We start from the raw sequence: 13,443 nt of genomic DNA on the forward strand, positions 1-13,443 counted from the left end.
GTGAGGATATGGATTGGTGGAGCATGCAGCTTTCGGCAGTGATAAAGACCCTGCGGACGGAGGAAGCGAAGGGGCTTTCGGCAGGGGAGGCAGCCAAGCGGCTGGCAGCAGACGGGAAAAATAAACTGGAGCAGGGGGAAGGCCGGAAAGGCTTTTTACGGCAATTTTTGGCGCAGTTCAATGATTTTATGATATTGCTGCTCATCGGGGCAGCGGTAGTTTCCTTTGTCGTGTCTTATTGGAATGGGGAAGGGGATTTTGTGGATTCCGCCATCATCATTGCTATTGTGGTTTTGAATGCTTTTCTGGGGGTTCTGCAGGAAAGCAAGGCGGAAAAAGCTCTGGAAGCTTTGAAGGAACTTTCTGCTCCCAAGGCAAAGGTTCTGCGGGATGGAGAGGAAAAGGAGATTCCTGCGGAGGAAGTGGTACAGGGGGATATCCTGCTGCTTTCTGCCGGGGATTATATCTGTGCCGATGGCCGGATTCTGGAAAATCACGGCTTGAAAACGGAAGAAAGTGCCATCACCGGGGAATCCCTTGCCATTGAAAAGGAGGCAGGTGTTTTGCCGGAAAAGACCCAGTTGGGGGACAGAAAAAATATGGTGCTTTCCGGCAGCTATGTTTTGGCAGGGGCGGGAACGGCAGTGGTCACAGCCACGGGCATGAATACGGAAATCGGCCATATCGCCTCCCTTTTGGCGGAACAGGAGGAAAGCGAGACCCCATTGCAGAAAAAATTAGGGGAAACAGGAAAGCTGCTGGGCATCGGTGCCTTGGCCATCTGCGGCATCATTTTCGTCATGGGGCTGTTGCGGAAACAGGAACCCTTTCACATGTTTATGACTTCTGTCAGCCTTGCTGTGGCGGCCATTCCGGAAGGATTGCCTGCCATCGTGACCATTGTGCTTGCCATTGGGATGCAGCGGATGTCTAAAAAGAATACTATCATCCGCCGATTGCCTGCGGTGGAGACCTTGGGCGGGGCAGAAGTCATCTGTTCCGATAAAACAGGTACCCTGACCCAGAACCGGATGAAGGTGACCCAGCTTGCCGCTATCGGCAGGGATTTGGAAAAAAATGAGGAAAAACGACGGTTTATCCTGACTTTGTTTACCCTTTGCAACGACGCCAAGCGCAAGGGAACAAAAATTATTGGCGAGCCCACGGAAAAAGCCCTTGCGGAAGCGGCGGAGGAAGGAGGCGTATCTTTGAAAGCCCTTTGGCAGGAAATGCCAAGAATCGGCGGAATTCCCTTTTCTTCGGAACGAAAGCTAATGACAACGGTACACCCCAGCGGTGATAAGTGGATTTCTGTTACAAAAGGGGCACCGGATATCCTGTTTGAAAAATGCACCCGCTGTTTGGATGGGGCAGGACAGGCACCCTTTGATGGCAGAAGAAAGAGCGAAGCCCGCCTGAAAAATGGCGAGATGGCGGCAAATGCCCTGCGGGTGGTGGCGGTGGCCTTCCGGGAATGGGAAGAAGAGCCTCTGTTTTTTACACCGGAGAGCTTGGAACGGGATTTGGTTTTCGCAGGGATGGCAGGAATGATTGACCCGCCCCGGCCGGAAGCGGCAGAAGCCGTCCGCATTTGCAAAGGGGCCGGCATCCGCCCTGTGATGATTACGGGGGATCATGCTTTGACAGCCCAGGCCATTGCAGGGAAATTAGGCATTTATGAAAATGGAGACCGAGTCATTACTGGGCAGGAATTGATGCAGATGGATGATGTCCAGCTGGAACAGGCGGCGGAGCATTGTACCGTTTTTGCCCGGGTTTCCCCGGAACATAAAGTTCGTATCGTGAAGGCTTTCCAGAAGGATGGACGGGTAGTCGCCATGACGGGGGATGGTGTCAATGATGCCCCGGCCCTGAAAGCGGCAGATATCGGCTGTGCCATGGGGAAAAACGGCACAGAAGTGGCAAAAGGCGCGGCGGATATGGTATTGATGGATGATAATTTTGCTACCATTGTAGAAGCGGTGCGGGAAGGCCGCAGCATTTATGATAATATCCGCAAGGCAGTACATTTTCTGCTTTCCAGCAATATCGGCGAAATCATCACCATTTTTGTTGCTATGTGTTTCGGCTGGGCAACGCCCCTTCTGCCCATTCAGCTTCTTTGGGTGAATCTGGTGACGGATTCCTTGCCTGCCATCGCTTTGGGGGTAGACCCTGCCGATGAGGATATTATGGAGCGGCCGCCCCGGCGGGAAGCCTCTTTATTCAGCGACGGCATGGGCAGTCGGATTGCCCTGGAGGGCATGATGATCGGGATGCTGGCCCTTTTGGCCTTTGGCATCGGGCATATTTATTTCGATGGGGAAAAAACTTACATCACCGGGCGGACCATGGCCTTTGCGGTGCTTTCTCTTTCCCAGCTGGTGCATGCGTTTAATATGCGGACGGAGCATTCCCTGTTTCATATTTCCATTGGCAGCAATCCCATGCTTCTGGGAGCCTTTTTCATCGGCTGTATTTTGCAGGCAGGCGTTATCATGGTGGAACCCTTGGCGGCGGTGTTTAAGGTTTGCCCGTTGGATAAGTTGGAATGGCTGATTGTGGCGGCGCTGTCCCTGGTACCTTTGCCTGTGGTGGAGTTGGAAAAATGGAAAGACCGCCGACAGAAAAGAGAGATGGAGAAAAAATAAAAGAATTTTGAAAAAAATTCAGCTATCATTTTTTCTTATCGTTCTTGCGGACTCTCTTTGTTTTCTGTATAATAGAAGAAAACAAAAGAAAAGGATGGCACTTACATGAAAGTTGATGTTTCTTTGGATCTTTATCGTATTTTTTGTGCCGTTGTCCGCACGGGCAATATGTCCGCGGCGGCAAGGGAATTATATATTTCACAGCCTGCGGTCAGCATGTCTATCCGCCAGCTGGAAGACCGTATGGGCAGCCCCCTTTTGGTGCGCACCGCCAAGGGTGTCTATCCCACCGCTGAGGGAAAGCTTCTGTATACTTATCTGGAGCAGGCTTTGGGGCTGATTCAGGCGGCAGAAGAAAAATATTATCAGATGGTCCATATGGAAATGGGCGAGCTGAAGATTGGCGCCAGTGATACGGTCATTGCCAATTTCCTGTTGCATTATCTGGAGCAATATCATAAGCTCTATCCTGATATCAATATCAAGGTCACCAATAAGACTACGTATGAATCTTTGCGTCTTTTGCGCAATGGCAGCGTAGACGTCTGTTTCATCAATCTGCCCATTGCGGAGGATGAAGACCTGGAAGTAACACCTTGTATCGAAATTCATGATGTGCTGGTAGGCGGGGAGAGATATCGTATGTTGGCAGAAATGGGGATGCAGGTGAAGGAACTGCCCCAATACCCCCTGTTGCTGCTGGAAGATCTCAGCAATTCCCGCCGCTATATCGATCGTTATGCGGAAGAAAACGGTGTTGTGCTGAATCCTATTCTGGAATTGGGCAGCAGTGATCTTCTGGTCAGCTTTGCGGAAATCAACCTGGGGCTGACTTATGTTATCAAAGAATTTACCCAGAAGGATCTGGAAAGCAAACGCCTGTATGAAATTCCCGTGGATCCCCCTGTACCCAAGCGTAGTATCGGCATGGTGCGGCTGAAAAATGTAGCTATGCCCCATGCCCTGAAAGGGTTCATCGAATTGATAAATTTTCCCGATAAGGAAGATTGACAGGAACCATACAACATGTTAATATATGAGCAGATATTCAAATGAGAAAGGAAGTACAGCATGCAGAAAGACCTGATGCAGGAAGAATTTGATATGGAAAAAGAGCTGCAAAAGGAGTTTATTCAGGAGCTGGCAGAATTTTTCAAGATATTTGGCGACGGCACCCGTATCTGCATCCTGCAGATTTTGCTGGAAGGCGAGCGGAATGTGGGCGAATTGGCAGAAGCCTTGGAAATGAGCCAATCTGCCGTTTCTCATCAGCTGCGTGTCCTGCGGCAGAACGACCTTGTGAAATATCGCAAGGAAGGCAAGACGGTGTTCTATTCTCTGGATGATGAACATGTCCGCATGGTTCTGGAGCAGGGGATGACGCATATCCGTCACAAACGTGGATATCATGAATAAGAACCTATTAGGCTGTATCTAAAAATTACAGCCTAAATTTTGAGTCAATACATGAATGATTATTCATGTGAACAAATAAAAAGAGGTGAACCAAATGTCTGAAATGAAGGTGTACTTGAAGGGGCTGACTTGTGCCCATTGTGCGGGAAAGATAGAGGATGTTCTTTCCAAACTGGAGGAAACAGAGGAAGTTTCTATTAACCTCGTGCGGCAGGAAATGATGTTGGAACTGAAAAAGGGCGTTTCTCCGGGGAAAATGCGGGAGACCATCGAAAAAACAGTCCATACTTTTGAGCCGGATGTGGAAGTTGCATTTCCAGAAGAAGGGATAAATGCCGCATCTAAGGCAAAAGAAGCATGCGCAGAGGGCTGCAGCTGCGGACAGGAACACCAGCAAGAGGGAGAAGAAGGCTTTGGCAAGAAATTCTTCCTGCGGTTTGGCTTAGGTTTGGTGTTGTTTTTTGGAGCTGTTTTCTGGAAAGAGAGCAGTGCTGGTGTGCCGTTGTTTTTGGCGGCTTATCTGGTGTTTGGCTATGATGTGCTGCTGCGGGCAGGAAAGAACATCATCCGTGGGCAGGTTTTTGATGAAAACTTCCTGATGTCCCTTTCTACCATTGGTGCCCTTGCCATTGGCGAAATGGCGGAAGCCGTTTTCGTTATGTTGTTCTATCAGGTGGGGGAAGCCTTTCAGGATTACGCTGTGGCTCGTTCCAGAAAATCCATTACGGCATTGCTGGATATCCGTCCTGATTTCGCCCGTTTGACAACAGAGGGGGAAACGAAGGAAGTCCCTCCTGAGACGGTACAGATTGGAGATTCTATCCTGGTAAAGGCTGGGGAACGGATCCCTTTGGATGGTATTATCGAAGAAGGCCACGCCATGCTGGATACGGCGGCTTTGACAGGGGAATCCCTCCCCAGAAATGCGGCAGTAGGCGATCGTGTCCTCAGCGGCTGTATCAATATGGATGGTACGCTGCGGATTCGTGTGGAAAAGCCCTTCGGGGAATCCACAGTGATGAAGATTTTGGAAATGGTGCAAAATGCCGCCGGAAAGAAATCTAGAACGGAACGCTTTATCACCCGTTTTGCCAGAATCTATACGCCTGTGGTGGTTTTGCTGGCGGTTTTGGTAGCGGTATTGCCCCCTGTGTTGGGCATGGGTGCGTTTTCCCTCTGGTTTGGGCGGGCATTGGTATTTTTAGTTGTATCCTGCCCCTGTGCATTGGTATTGTCTGTTCCTTTGAGCTATTTTGCCGGCATTGGTGCCGCATCCAAGCGGGGGATCCTGATCAAAGGAGGCGGAGATTTGGATACCCTTTGCCATTTGGAAACGGTAGTTTTCGATAAGACCGGCACCCTGACGAAGGGAAAATTTTCTGTCACAGAAGTGCAGGGGGATGTGCTGCGTTTGGCAGCCATTGGCGAAGCTATGAGCAATCACCCCATCGCACAGGCAATTGCAAATGCCTATGAAGGGGAGCTGCCGGAGGCGGAAAATTACCAGGAACTGGGCGGTTATGGCATTTCCTATGAACTGGAAGGGGAAACTGTCCTTTTGGGCAACAGCCGCCTGATGGAACGGGAACAGATCCCTTATGAAAAAGCCAATGGCGTTGGCACTGTGGTTTATGTGGCCAAAGGCGGAAAGTTTTTCGGGCATATCCTTGTGGCGGATACCCTGAAGGAGAACATTGCGGAATCTTTGGGGGCTTTGCGGAAGCAGGGCGTAAAGAAGATGGTCATGCTGACGGGCGATCGAAAAGAGACTGCGGAAGCCGTGGCAAAAGAACTGCAGCTGGATGGGGTCTACAGCGAATTGCTGCCGGAAAATAAAGTGGAATGGATGGAAAAACTGAAAGGCAGTGACGAAAGCAAGACAGCTTTTGTAGGCGATGGCATCAACGATGCGCCTGTTTTAGCGGGAGCAGATCTGGGCGTTGCCATGGGCGGCATCGGTTCCGATGCGGCTATCGAAGCAGCGGATGTGGTGCTGATGGATGATGATATCGGCAAGCTGGCGGTGGGTATCAAAATTGCCAGAAATACCCGAAAGATTGTCAACCAGAATATTGTCTTTGCGCTGGGCTTCAAAATTATGGTGCTGGTTCTGTCTATTCCTGGCATTGCCACCATGTGGATGGCGGTATTTGCCGATGTAGGCGTATGTGTATTGGCGATTCTGAATTCCATGCGAAAGAAGGATTGATTCTTGGCACGCAGTTCTGATTTCCCTCAACCCTCAATCGCTACGAACTGCATTTGAGGCAGAAAAAATGATAGATTGGCAAAGAAAAACGGCACCTGTATTGGTGCCGTTTTTGTATAAAAGTTTTTGATCTAATTTTTTTCAAAAAGTTGGCAGGATTCAGGGCAGTGCCCTGAGAATTTATTCATCCTTCGGGATGATTTTTTTTACGTTTTTTTCGAATTTCACTCTGGGCAGCATGACCATGTGCCCGCAGCCGCAGCATTTGATACGAAAATCGATGCCTGTTCTTAAAATTTCCCACTGGGAGGAGCCGCAGGGGTGACTTTTTTTCATTTGTACGATATCTCCAACAGAAAAATCCATAGGTTTATGCCTCCTTTACAATATGCACTACCCGCTGAGGGAAAGGAATGTCAATGCCTTCTGCATCCAGCCTGTTCTTGATGCGGCGGCGCAGTTCCGCTTCCACAGCAAGGTTTGTTTTCACTTTACACTTTGCAACGATTTTGATGGTTACTGCGGAATCATCCAGACCGATGACGCCTGCCACTGTGGGGGGTTCCAGCAGATCAGGCATATCTGTGGTTTTTGCCATCTCATCCTTCAGCACTTCCATAGCGTGGTCGATACTTTCTCCGTAGGCGATGCCCACCGTTACAACGGCATTGATGAATTCCCGACACATATTTGTTACTGTGCCTACGGAACCATTGGGGATGATATGCACACAGCCCATAGGATCCCGCAGTTTGGTGGAGCGCAGGGTCACGCTTTCCACGGTGCCGGTGATGCCCTGGATGGTGACAATATCGCCCACGGCATAATGGTCTTCAAAGAGTATAAAGAAGCCCTCCATCATATCTGTGACAACGCTCTGGGCGCCTAAGCCGATGGCAACAGAGCCGGCAGAAGCAACAACCACCAGAGAACTGTCCGGAACGCCCAGTTGTTTCAGGACGGAAAAGATACCGATAAAATAGATCACATATTTCAATACGCTGCTGGTGATGGAATTCAGGGTCTTTGCTTTTCGTTCAGACATGGCAAGGCGTTGCTTGTTTGTCTGGTTCTGAAAGAATTTTTTTGCAATGGCACTGGAAACTTTAATGAGGATCCAGCAAAGCAGAAGTGTGCCGATGATCTGCAAAAGCTTGATGCCTGCGGTTATGAGGCCGTTCCAGGCAACGGGGCTGAACAGCTGGCTGATTCCTTCGCTGATCGCGTTATTGTTGGTGATAGTATCCATGTTCAATTACCTCCTGTTTTGTCTATAGGTGGCTGCGGCTTTTAGAAAAGCAGTGAACAGCAGCCCCATTTCTTCTGTTTTCATGGCTTCGGGATGCCACTGTACGCCAACAGCAAACAGGCAGTTCTTTTCTTCAATAGCTTCGATGAGACCATCGGCACTGCGGGCCGAAACGATGAAGCCTTCCCCCAAAGTGGAACAGGATTGATGATGCAGGGAATTGACCACAGTGCGTTTGTTTTCCCAAAGGTCTGTCAAAAGGGTATCATTTTCCACAAAGATGCTGTGGGTACCGTAGGAACGGGGCGCCTGCTGGATATGCTTCAAAGTGGTGCCGGCCTGCACGCCGATATCCTGATAGATGCCGCCGCCTTTGACGATATTCATCACCTGCATGCCCCGGCAGATGCCCAGCATGGGCAGGTCTTTTTCCAGTGCTTCGTGGCAGATCCGCATTTCATAAACATCCCGCAGGGGGTTGATTTCGCCGCTCTGGTGCAGGGGTTCTTCCCCGAAGAGCAGCGGGTCGATATCGCCGCCGCCGGTCAGCAAAAGCCCATCCAGAAAATCGGGCAGTTCCTGATGGGGCAGCAGCACAATGGGGCAGCCCCCTGCCTTTTCGATGGCCAGCACATAATCCTCGTGGAGGGAGTATTCTTTTTTTTCATAAGAATAGTTCGGCGCAATGCCGATAACAGGTTTTATATTCATGGGTAACACCTCTAAATTTATTTTCTTTATCAGTATACAAAAGTTACTGTTTTTTTGCAACGAAACCGTAAAAACTTAAGGATCCGTTTGAAAAAAGGGGTGACTTGCAGGACATAGAGGGATTGTGTTATAATCAATGTGTATGAGCCGGAAACAAATGGCTGATGGAGGCGGATATTGCAAAATGCTGCCTGAAAAAAGAACAGGAGATGATATCGGGTATGAAGACGATCGGCATCATTGGCGCCATGGCGGAAGAAATTGCGTATTTGAAAGAGAAGATAGAGATCGTAACGACAAAAAGCGTGATTGGCTTACAGTTTTTCGTGGGGAAATATTACGGCAACAGCATTGTGCTGGTCATCAGCGGGATTGGTAAGGTCAATGCCGCAGTTTGCACACAGGTTCTGATCGACCATTTTGGTGTAGATTATATTATCAATACAGGTGTAGCTGGTGCGGTGAACAATGCACTGCATATTGGGGATATTCTGATTTCTACAGATGCGGTACAGCATGATATGGATGTTTCCGCTCTGGGTGACCCCGTTGGTACAATCCCCCGTCTGGCGGAAAGCTATTTTAAGGCTGATGAAATGATGGTACGGCTGGCACAGGAAGCAGCGGCAGAAACAGCCGATGACTATCAGATTATGCTGGGCAGGGTTGCCAGCGGCGATCAGTTCATCGGCACGAAGGAAGGTAAGGAACGTATTCAAAAATATGTGCAGGGTGACTGCGCGGAAATGGAAGGCGCGGCCATTGCCCATGCCTGCTGGCTGAACCGGATTCCCTTTGTGGTTATCCGTGCCATCAGTGACAGCGCCGATGAAGAAGCGAATATGTCCTATGAGCAGTTCGTCCAGCTGGCGGCAAAGCGCAGCAGCAATTTGGTGGAAAAGATGTTGGAAAAGATGTAAAAAATTGCCTAAAAATTCGTGATGAAATTCTCTGTTCCATGTGAGGGATTGCTCTTGTAAAGGCAATTTTCTTACTGTATAATGCAATCAGAATAAAGAATGATTTGCACGCAAAATATTTATTGGCATAAAAGTAGTGGGAAAAAGGAGGCTTTTCAAATGACAGCAAAGACTCATGGGTATATTACAAAGGAAATTGAACTGGAACAGATCTATCAGTTCATTCTGAAATATTTCGACCCGGAAGCAAAGGTAAACCGTTATGAAAACCGTTTTGGCGAAAGCAATGAAATGGCAGTTTACTTCACCTATAAGGGGGAAGAAAGACGTCTGTTCACGATGGTTTATAAGAGCCGTAAATTCTCCAAAAACGGGGAAAAGAACAGAATGGTTTTCCTGGATTTGGACTATTGGGGTCACAGCGTAGAGATCATGCGTTCTATCCTGTCTTATTTCAGCGGCTGGCTGGATGAAAATGACTGTGATAAGGAAGAAGCATATTTCATCGAAGAACAGCCCGAGGGTGTAACACCGAATATCATCAAGATCACAAGAAAAGAGCTGAACAGAAGACTGGGCGGCATGGTGGTTATCATCGACGACGAGGAGGAATAAGCGGCGGAGCCGCTAACTTGAAATCAGGATTTCAAGTTATGAAATAGAAGAGTAAACAGATATGTGCCTGCAAGCAGGCGACATCCTGTTTCCCTGGGCGGAAATGAATTCGATGCACCGCAAAGATGGATGCGGTCGGCGAAGCAGACTTTGCGAAGCAAAGTGCTGAACATCCTGCGGATTCCAGTCGGGAAACTCTTTGTTTCCCGAACCTTTCAGCATAAAAAAGCCATATCCTTTGGATATGGCTTTCTTTATGCCTTTTCTGCCAAATCAGTCAAAAGCTGATGCAGCGCCGGCTGTTCTTTTTGCAGGCGGATGATTTTTCCTTCCCCATTCAGAAAACAATGCTCGGAATAAGCTTCACAGGCCAGTGCGCCGTCTTGTTTTCGCATTTCATATTTCAGCTTCAGCTTTATGCCCTTAAATTCTGCTACAGAAATGGTGATGTCGATAAGATCCGCAAAGGTGGTGCTGGCTTTATATTTGCATTCCACCGCTGTGACAGGGGAGAAGATACCGGCTTCCTCCATTTTATCATAGGGCCAGCCATATTCCGCCAAAAAATCGGTGCGGGCTTCTTCCATCCAGCGGATGTAGTTGGAATGGTGGGTGATGCCCATTTTATCTGTTTCATAATACTGTACTTTATGCTGATAGGGTTTCATAAAAAGGGACTCCTTTCGGAAAAATATCTTGTACTGATGATAGCACAGGCGGAGATATTTTTCAAATTTCCTGAAAGGAAGGAGAAAAAGTATGGATTCTTGCCATAGGGATTCTTTTTATGTTATACTAAAAGATAATTCCAATGCAGAAGGGACGGTGGAGGATATGACAGAAGAAAAAGAGATTCGTACCATGATTGATGAAGATATTGCCCATGTGGAAACCGTCTGGGAAGCATCCTCCTATGACAGCGAAGCCATGGAGGGCCTGTTTCAACTGCTTTTGGAGCATTATGCGGAAAAGATCGACGGCTTCACCAAGGGGCTTCGGGTCATCCAGCCTTATGAGGATACGGCTGATATGGCCAAAATTTATCGGGAAAATGTGCAGATTTTGCTGGAGCGGATGAAGGGCTTTCGGGAAAACCATTACAGCAATGAAGGCTTAATGGAATATTATATTTCCAAAGAACATCAGGAATTGGATTTTGAAGCGGATTTTACCTCCGTTCGTTTGGATATCGGCATGATGGAATGCCTTTCCCGCAGCGAACGAGAGGATATCATGAATCATCTGAATGCCATGGAAAATATTTGTGCCCAGGTGATAACAAGAAAAGAAAAATGGGAAGCACTAAGAGAGCATTTGGTTTGGCTTTCCGGGAAAGATGTAACTGTGGCAATGAAACTGCTGCCATTATTTTTCCGCATTAACTAAGAATGCATAGGTGATAAAGATGATTAAGCTGATCGTGTCGGATATGGACGGCACACTGGTGAATGATGAAAAGAAGATTGATGAGGATATCTATAAAATCCTGCCGAAGCTGAAGGAAGCAGGTACCCGCTTTGTGGTTGCCAGCGGCAGGCAGTATCCCAGCCTGCGGGAGGATTTTAAGGAACATGTGAAGGATGTCGTCATTATTTCGGAAAACGGCGCTTTTATTATGGATAACGGAAAAGAACTGTACGCCCAGTGCATGACCCGGGGGCAGGTGGCAGCTTCTTTGGATGCGGCTTTTGCCATCGAAGGGCTGGAGCCTATCGTTTGCGCCAAGCATGTGAGTTATACCAGAAGCCCGGAGATGAAAGTTTTTCTGGAATCGCCTCTGTTCAATTACAAAATGGCTCTGGCGGAGGATTTATATCAGATCGACGATGATATTATCAAAATTTCCATTATCATCACCAATGATGGGGATACGGTGGAAAAATTTCGGGAAATGCGTGCCATTTTGGATGAAAGAATCAATCTGGTGACCTCCGGAGAGGGCTGTATGGATACCGGTATTTATGGCGTCAATAAAGGCACTGCCGTGGAAGCACTGCAGGAAATGTGGAACATCACCCCGGAAGAAACCATGGTATTCGGAGATCAGTATAACGATATCGAAATGTTTGAAAAAGCCTACTATAGCTTTGCCATGCAGGGCGCTGTGGAGGGCGTGAAGAAAAAAGCCCGTTTTCAGGCGGGCAGCAATAACGAGGGCGGCGTGGTGAAGGCAATTCGCCAAATCACGGGAATTTAAGCCCCGGAGGAGAGAAGAATGATGAAAAAAGCAGCAAGTTTTGCACTGGGCTGTAAAGTAAATCAATATGAAAGTGAAGCCATTGCGGAGTTGTTCGCGGAAAAAGGCTATGAGATTGTCGGCATCGATGAAGAAGCCGATGTATATGTCATCAATACCTGTACGGTAACCAATTTCGGGGATAAAAAATCCCGTCAGTTGATCCGCAAGGTAAAGCGGCAGAATGAAAATGCCATTGTGGCTGTGGTGGGCTGCTATGCCCAGACTGCCCCTCAGGAGCTGATGAAAGTGGAAGGGGTCAATCTGGTCATCGGCACCAAGGATAGAGCCCAGATCGTGGAGATGGTGGAGCAATATGATAAAAGTCATGGGGTAGAAAACCATGTTTCTGATATCATGAAGGAACGGGTGTTTGAACCCTTGTCTATCCAGAAGCTGGCCAACCGCACCAGAGCATACCTGAAGATTCAGGATGGATGCAGCCAATATTGTTCTTACTGCATTATCCCTTACGCCAGAGGACCCATCCGCAGCAGAGAGCCCCAGGAGGTTCTGGCGGAAGTAAAACGTCTGGCGGAGAATGGCTTCAAGGAAGTGGTGCTGACGGGTATTCATGTGGCTAGCTATGGCAAGGACAGGCGAGATACTTCCCTGCTGGAAATTTTGCGGCAGGTCCATGAGGTGGAAGGCATCGAACGTATCCGGTTCAGTTCCATCGAACCGAATGTGGTGACGGAGGAATTTGCCCGGGCCATGGCAGAGTTGCCGAAGGTCTGCGATCATTTCCATCTTTCCCTCCAGAGTGGCTGTGATAAGACTCTGAAGGAAATGAACCGGAAATATGATACGGAAAAATACCGTCAGGCGGCGGCAACCCTGCGGAAGTATCTGCCCCATGTGGCCTTGACGACAGATATCATCGTTGGCTTCCCCGGGGAAACGGAAGAAGATTTTCAGGCAAGCTATGATTTTGCCAAGGAAATCGGCTTTGCCAAAATCCATGTGTTTCCCTATTCCCCCAAAAGAGGCACCCCTGCGGCGGCAAGAAAAGACCAGCTGCCCAATGCGGTGAAATCAGAACGCAGCCATAAGCTCATTGCATTGAGCGATAAGATGGCGGCGGATTTCCTGCAGGAATATGTGGGGCAGGATGTGGAAGTGCTGTACGAAAGAATGGTGGAGGATGACGTATATGAAGGCCATACCACCAACTATATCAAGGTGCGCGGCAAAAGCGGAAAGAATCTGACAAACCAAATCCGCAGGACACATATCACAAAGGCGGAGGGTGAAGAGCTTTTTGGTGAAGCGGATGAATAAACCCATCAAATTGTAATAATTATGTAAGGAGAATATAGTTGCAATCGGTTGGGGTTTCAGGTATCATAAACATAAGTATTTTTTGGAAGAAGCAGGATCCTTACCCTGTTAAAGATATAAGTTGTTTTATTTGGGGTGCGGCAAAACCGCAGAAC

The 13,443-nt window shown here is 48.3% G+C and carries 13 protein-coding genes; 9 read left to right on the forward strand and 4 right to left on the reverse strand.

Going from position 1 to position 13,443, the window contains the following annotated elements; genetic code table 11:
- Window positions 1-8 precede the first annotated feature (8 nt).
- The 4 genes from ACI39P_RS04290 to ACI39P_RS04305 all read left to right on the forward strand — a co-directional run bounded on the left by ACI39P_RS04290 (window position 9) and on the right by ACI39P_RS04305 (window position 6,276).
- Window positions 9-2,651: a calcium-translocating P-type ATPase, PMCA-type gene (locus tag ACI39P_RS04290; RefSeq protein ID WP_439719465.1), complete on the forward strand. Its 2,643-nt coding sequence runs from the start codon at window positions 9-11 to the stop codon at window positions 2,649-2,651.
- Window positions 2,652-2,756: 105 nt separating this feature from the next.
- Window positions 2,757-3,662, forward strand: a complete 906-nt coding sequence (locus ACI39P_RS04295; RefSeq protein ID WP_439719466.1) for a LysR substrate-binding domain-containing protein — start codon at window positions 2,757-2,759, stop codon at window positions 3,660-3,662.
- 75 nt (window positions 3,663-3,737) lie between these two features.
- On the forward strand, window positions 3,738-4,067 hold the full coding sequence (locus ACI39P_RS04300) for a metalloregulator ArsR/SmtB family transcription factor (protein WP_439719518.1): 330 nt from the start codon (window positions 3,738-3,740) through the stop codon (window positions 4,065-4,067).
- Between the two features lie 94 nt (window positions 4,068-4,161).
- A complete protein-coding gene (locus tag ACI39P_RS04305; protein WP_439719467.1) occupies window positions 4,162-6,276 on the forward strand; it encodes a heavy metal translocating P-type ATPase in 2,115 nt (704 codons plus the stop codon).
- Between the two features lie 180 nt (window positions 6,277-6,456).
- Here ACI39P_RS04305 and ACI39P_RS04310 read toward each other — a convergent pair whose 3' ends face one another.
- From ACI39P_RS04310 to ACI39P_RS04320, 3 genes are read right to left on the reverse strand one after another with little or no spacing between them, the layout of a single operon-like run.
- A complete protein-coding gene (locus tag ACI39P_RS04310) occupies window positions 6,457-6,642 on the reverse strand; it encodes a DUF951 domain-containing protein (RefSeq protein ID WP_439719468.1) in 186 nt (61 codons plus the stop codon).
- A gap of 4 nt (window positions 6,643-6,646) precedes the next feature.
- Entirely contained in the window at window positions 6,647-7,525 is an 879-nt protein-coding gene (locus ACI39P_RS04315) for a mechanosensitive ion channel domain-containing protein (RefSeq protein ID WP_439719469.1), read from the reverse strand.
- Window positions 7,526-7,531: 6 nt separating this feature from the next.
- Complete coding sequence (locus ACI39P_RS04320) at window positions 7,532-8,236, reverse strand: gamma-glutamyl-gamma-aminobutyrate hydrolase family protein (protein WP_439719470.1); 705 nt, start codon at window positions 8,234-8,236, stop codon at window positions 7,532-7,534.
- A gap of 221 nt (window positions 8,237-8,457) precedes the next feature.
- Between ACI39P_RS04320 and ACI39P_RS04325 the strand changes: the two genes are divergently transcribed.
- A complete protein-coding gene (locus ACI39P_RS04325) occupies window positions 8,458-9,156 on the forward strand; it encodes a 5'-methylthioadenosine/adenosylhomocysteine nucleosidase (RefSeq protein WP_439719471.1) in 699 nt (232 codons plus the stop codon).
- A gap of 159 nt (window positions 9,157-9,315) precedes the next feature.
- Window positions 9,316-9,771 carry a hypothetical protein gene (locus tag ACI39P_RS04330; RefSeq protein ID WP_439719472.1) on the forward strand — a complete coding sequence of 152 codons (456 nt, stop codon included), beginning with the start codon at window positions 9,316-9,318 and terminating at the stop codon, window positions 9,769-9,771.
- A 254-nt stretch (window positions 9,772-10,025) separates the two neighbouring features.
- Here the strand turns inward: ACI39P_RS04330 and ACI39P_RS04335 are convergent, their stop codons facing one another.
- Window positions 10,026-10,439 carry a YbgC/FadM family acyl-CoA thioesterase gene (locus ACI39P_RS04335; protein WP_439719473.1) on the reverse strand — a complete coding sequence of 138 codons (414 nt, stop codon included), beginning with the start codon at window positions 10,437-10,439 and terminating at the stop codon, window positions 10,026-10,028.
- A gap of 91 nt (window positions 10,440-10,530) precedes the next feature.
- Here ACI39P_RS04335 and ACI39P_RS04340 point away from each other — a divergent pair, with 91 nt between their 5' ends.
- The 3 genes from ACI39P_RS04340 to mtaB are packed head-to-tail and all read left to right on the forward strand — an operon-like array spanning window position 10,531 to window position 13,288.
- Complete coding sequence (locus tag ACI39P_RS04340) at window positions 10,531-11,157, forward strand: hypothetical protein (RefSeq protein ID WP_439719474.1); 627 nt, start codon at window positions 10,531-10,533, stop codon at window positions 11,155-11,157.
- A gap of 19 nt (window positions 11,158-11,176) precedes the next feature.
- Window positions 11,177-11,968 (forward strand): Cof-type HAD-IIB family hydrolase, encoded by a 792-nt coding sequence (locus tag ACI39P_RS04345; RefSeq protein ID WP_439719475.1) that lies wholly within the window; start codon window positions 11,177-11,179, stop codon window positions 11,966-11,968.
- A gap of 21 nt (window positions 11,969-11,989) precedes the next feature.
- A complete protein-coding gene (gene mtaB / locus ACI39P_RS04350; RefSeq protein WP_439719476.1) occupies window positions 11,990-13,288 on the forward strand; it encodes a tRNA (N(6)-L-threonylcarbamoyladenosine(37)-C(2))-methylthiotransferase MtaB in 1,299 nt (432 codons plus the stop codon).
- Window positions 13,289-13,443: the final 155 nt, after the last annotated feature.

Source organism: Anaerotignum sp. (genome assembly GCF_051877975.1).
GTDB lineage: Bacteria > Bacillota > Clostridia > Lachnospirales > Anaerotignaceae > Anaerotignum_A.

Coding starts and splice junctions, on each gene's coding strand:
- ACI39P_RS04290 (WP_439719465.1), top strand. CDS start 9: ATGGATTGGTGGAGCATGCAGCTTTCGGCAGTGATAAAGACCCTGCGG.
- ACI39P_RS04295 (WP_439719466.1), top strand. CDS start 2,757: ATGAAAGTTGATGTTTCTTTGGATCTTTATCGTATTTTTTGTGCCGTT.
- ACI39P_RS04300 (WP_439719518.1), top strand. CDS start 3,738: ATGCAGGAAGAATTTGATATGGAAAAAGAGCTGCAAAAGGAGTTTATT.
- ACI39P_RS04305 (WP_439719467.1), top strand. CDS start 4,162: ATGTCTGAAATGAAGGTGTACTTGAAGGGGCTGACTTGTGCCCATTGT.
- ACI39P_RS04310 (WP_439719468.1), bottom strand. CDS start 6,642: ATGGATTTTTCTGTTGGAGATATCGTACAAATGAAAAAAAGTCACCCC.
- ACI39P_RS04315 (WP_439719469.1), bottom strand. CDS start 7,525: ATGGATACTATCACCAACAATAACGCGATCAGCGAAGGAATCAGCCAG.
- ACI39P_RS04320 (WP_439719470.1), bottom strand. CDS start 8,236: ATGAATATAAAACCTGTTATCGGCATTGCGCCGAACTATTCTTATGAA.
- ACI39P_RS04325 (WP_439719471.1), top strand. CDS start 8,458: ATGAAGACGATCGGCATCATTGGCGCCATGGCGGAAGAAATTGCGTAT.
- ACI39P_RS04330 (WP_439719472.1), top strand. CDS start 9,316: ATGACAGCAAAGACTCATGGGTATATTACAAAGGAAATTGAACTGGAA.
- ACI39P_RS04335 (WP_439719473.1), bottom strand. CDS start 10,439: ATGAAACCCTATCAGCATAAAGTACAGTATTATGAAACAGATAAAATG.
- ACI39P_RS04340 (WP_439719474.1), top strand. CDS start 10,531: ATGGATTCTTGCCATAGGGATTCTTTTTATGTTATACTAAAAGATAAT.
- ACI39P_RS04345 (WP_439719475.1), top strand. CDS start 11,177: ATGATTAAGCTGATCGTGTCGGATATGGACGGCACACTGGTGAATGAT.
- mtaB (WP_439719476.1), top strand. CDS start 11,990: ATGAAAAAAGCAGCAAGTTTTGCACTGGGCTGTAAAGTAAATCAATAT.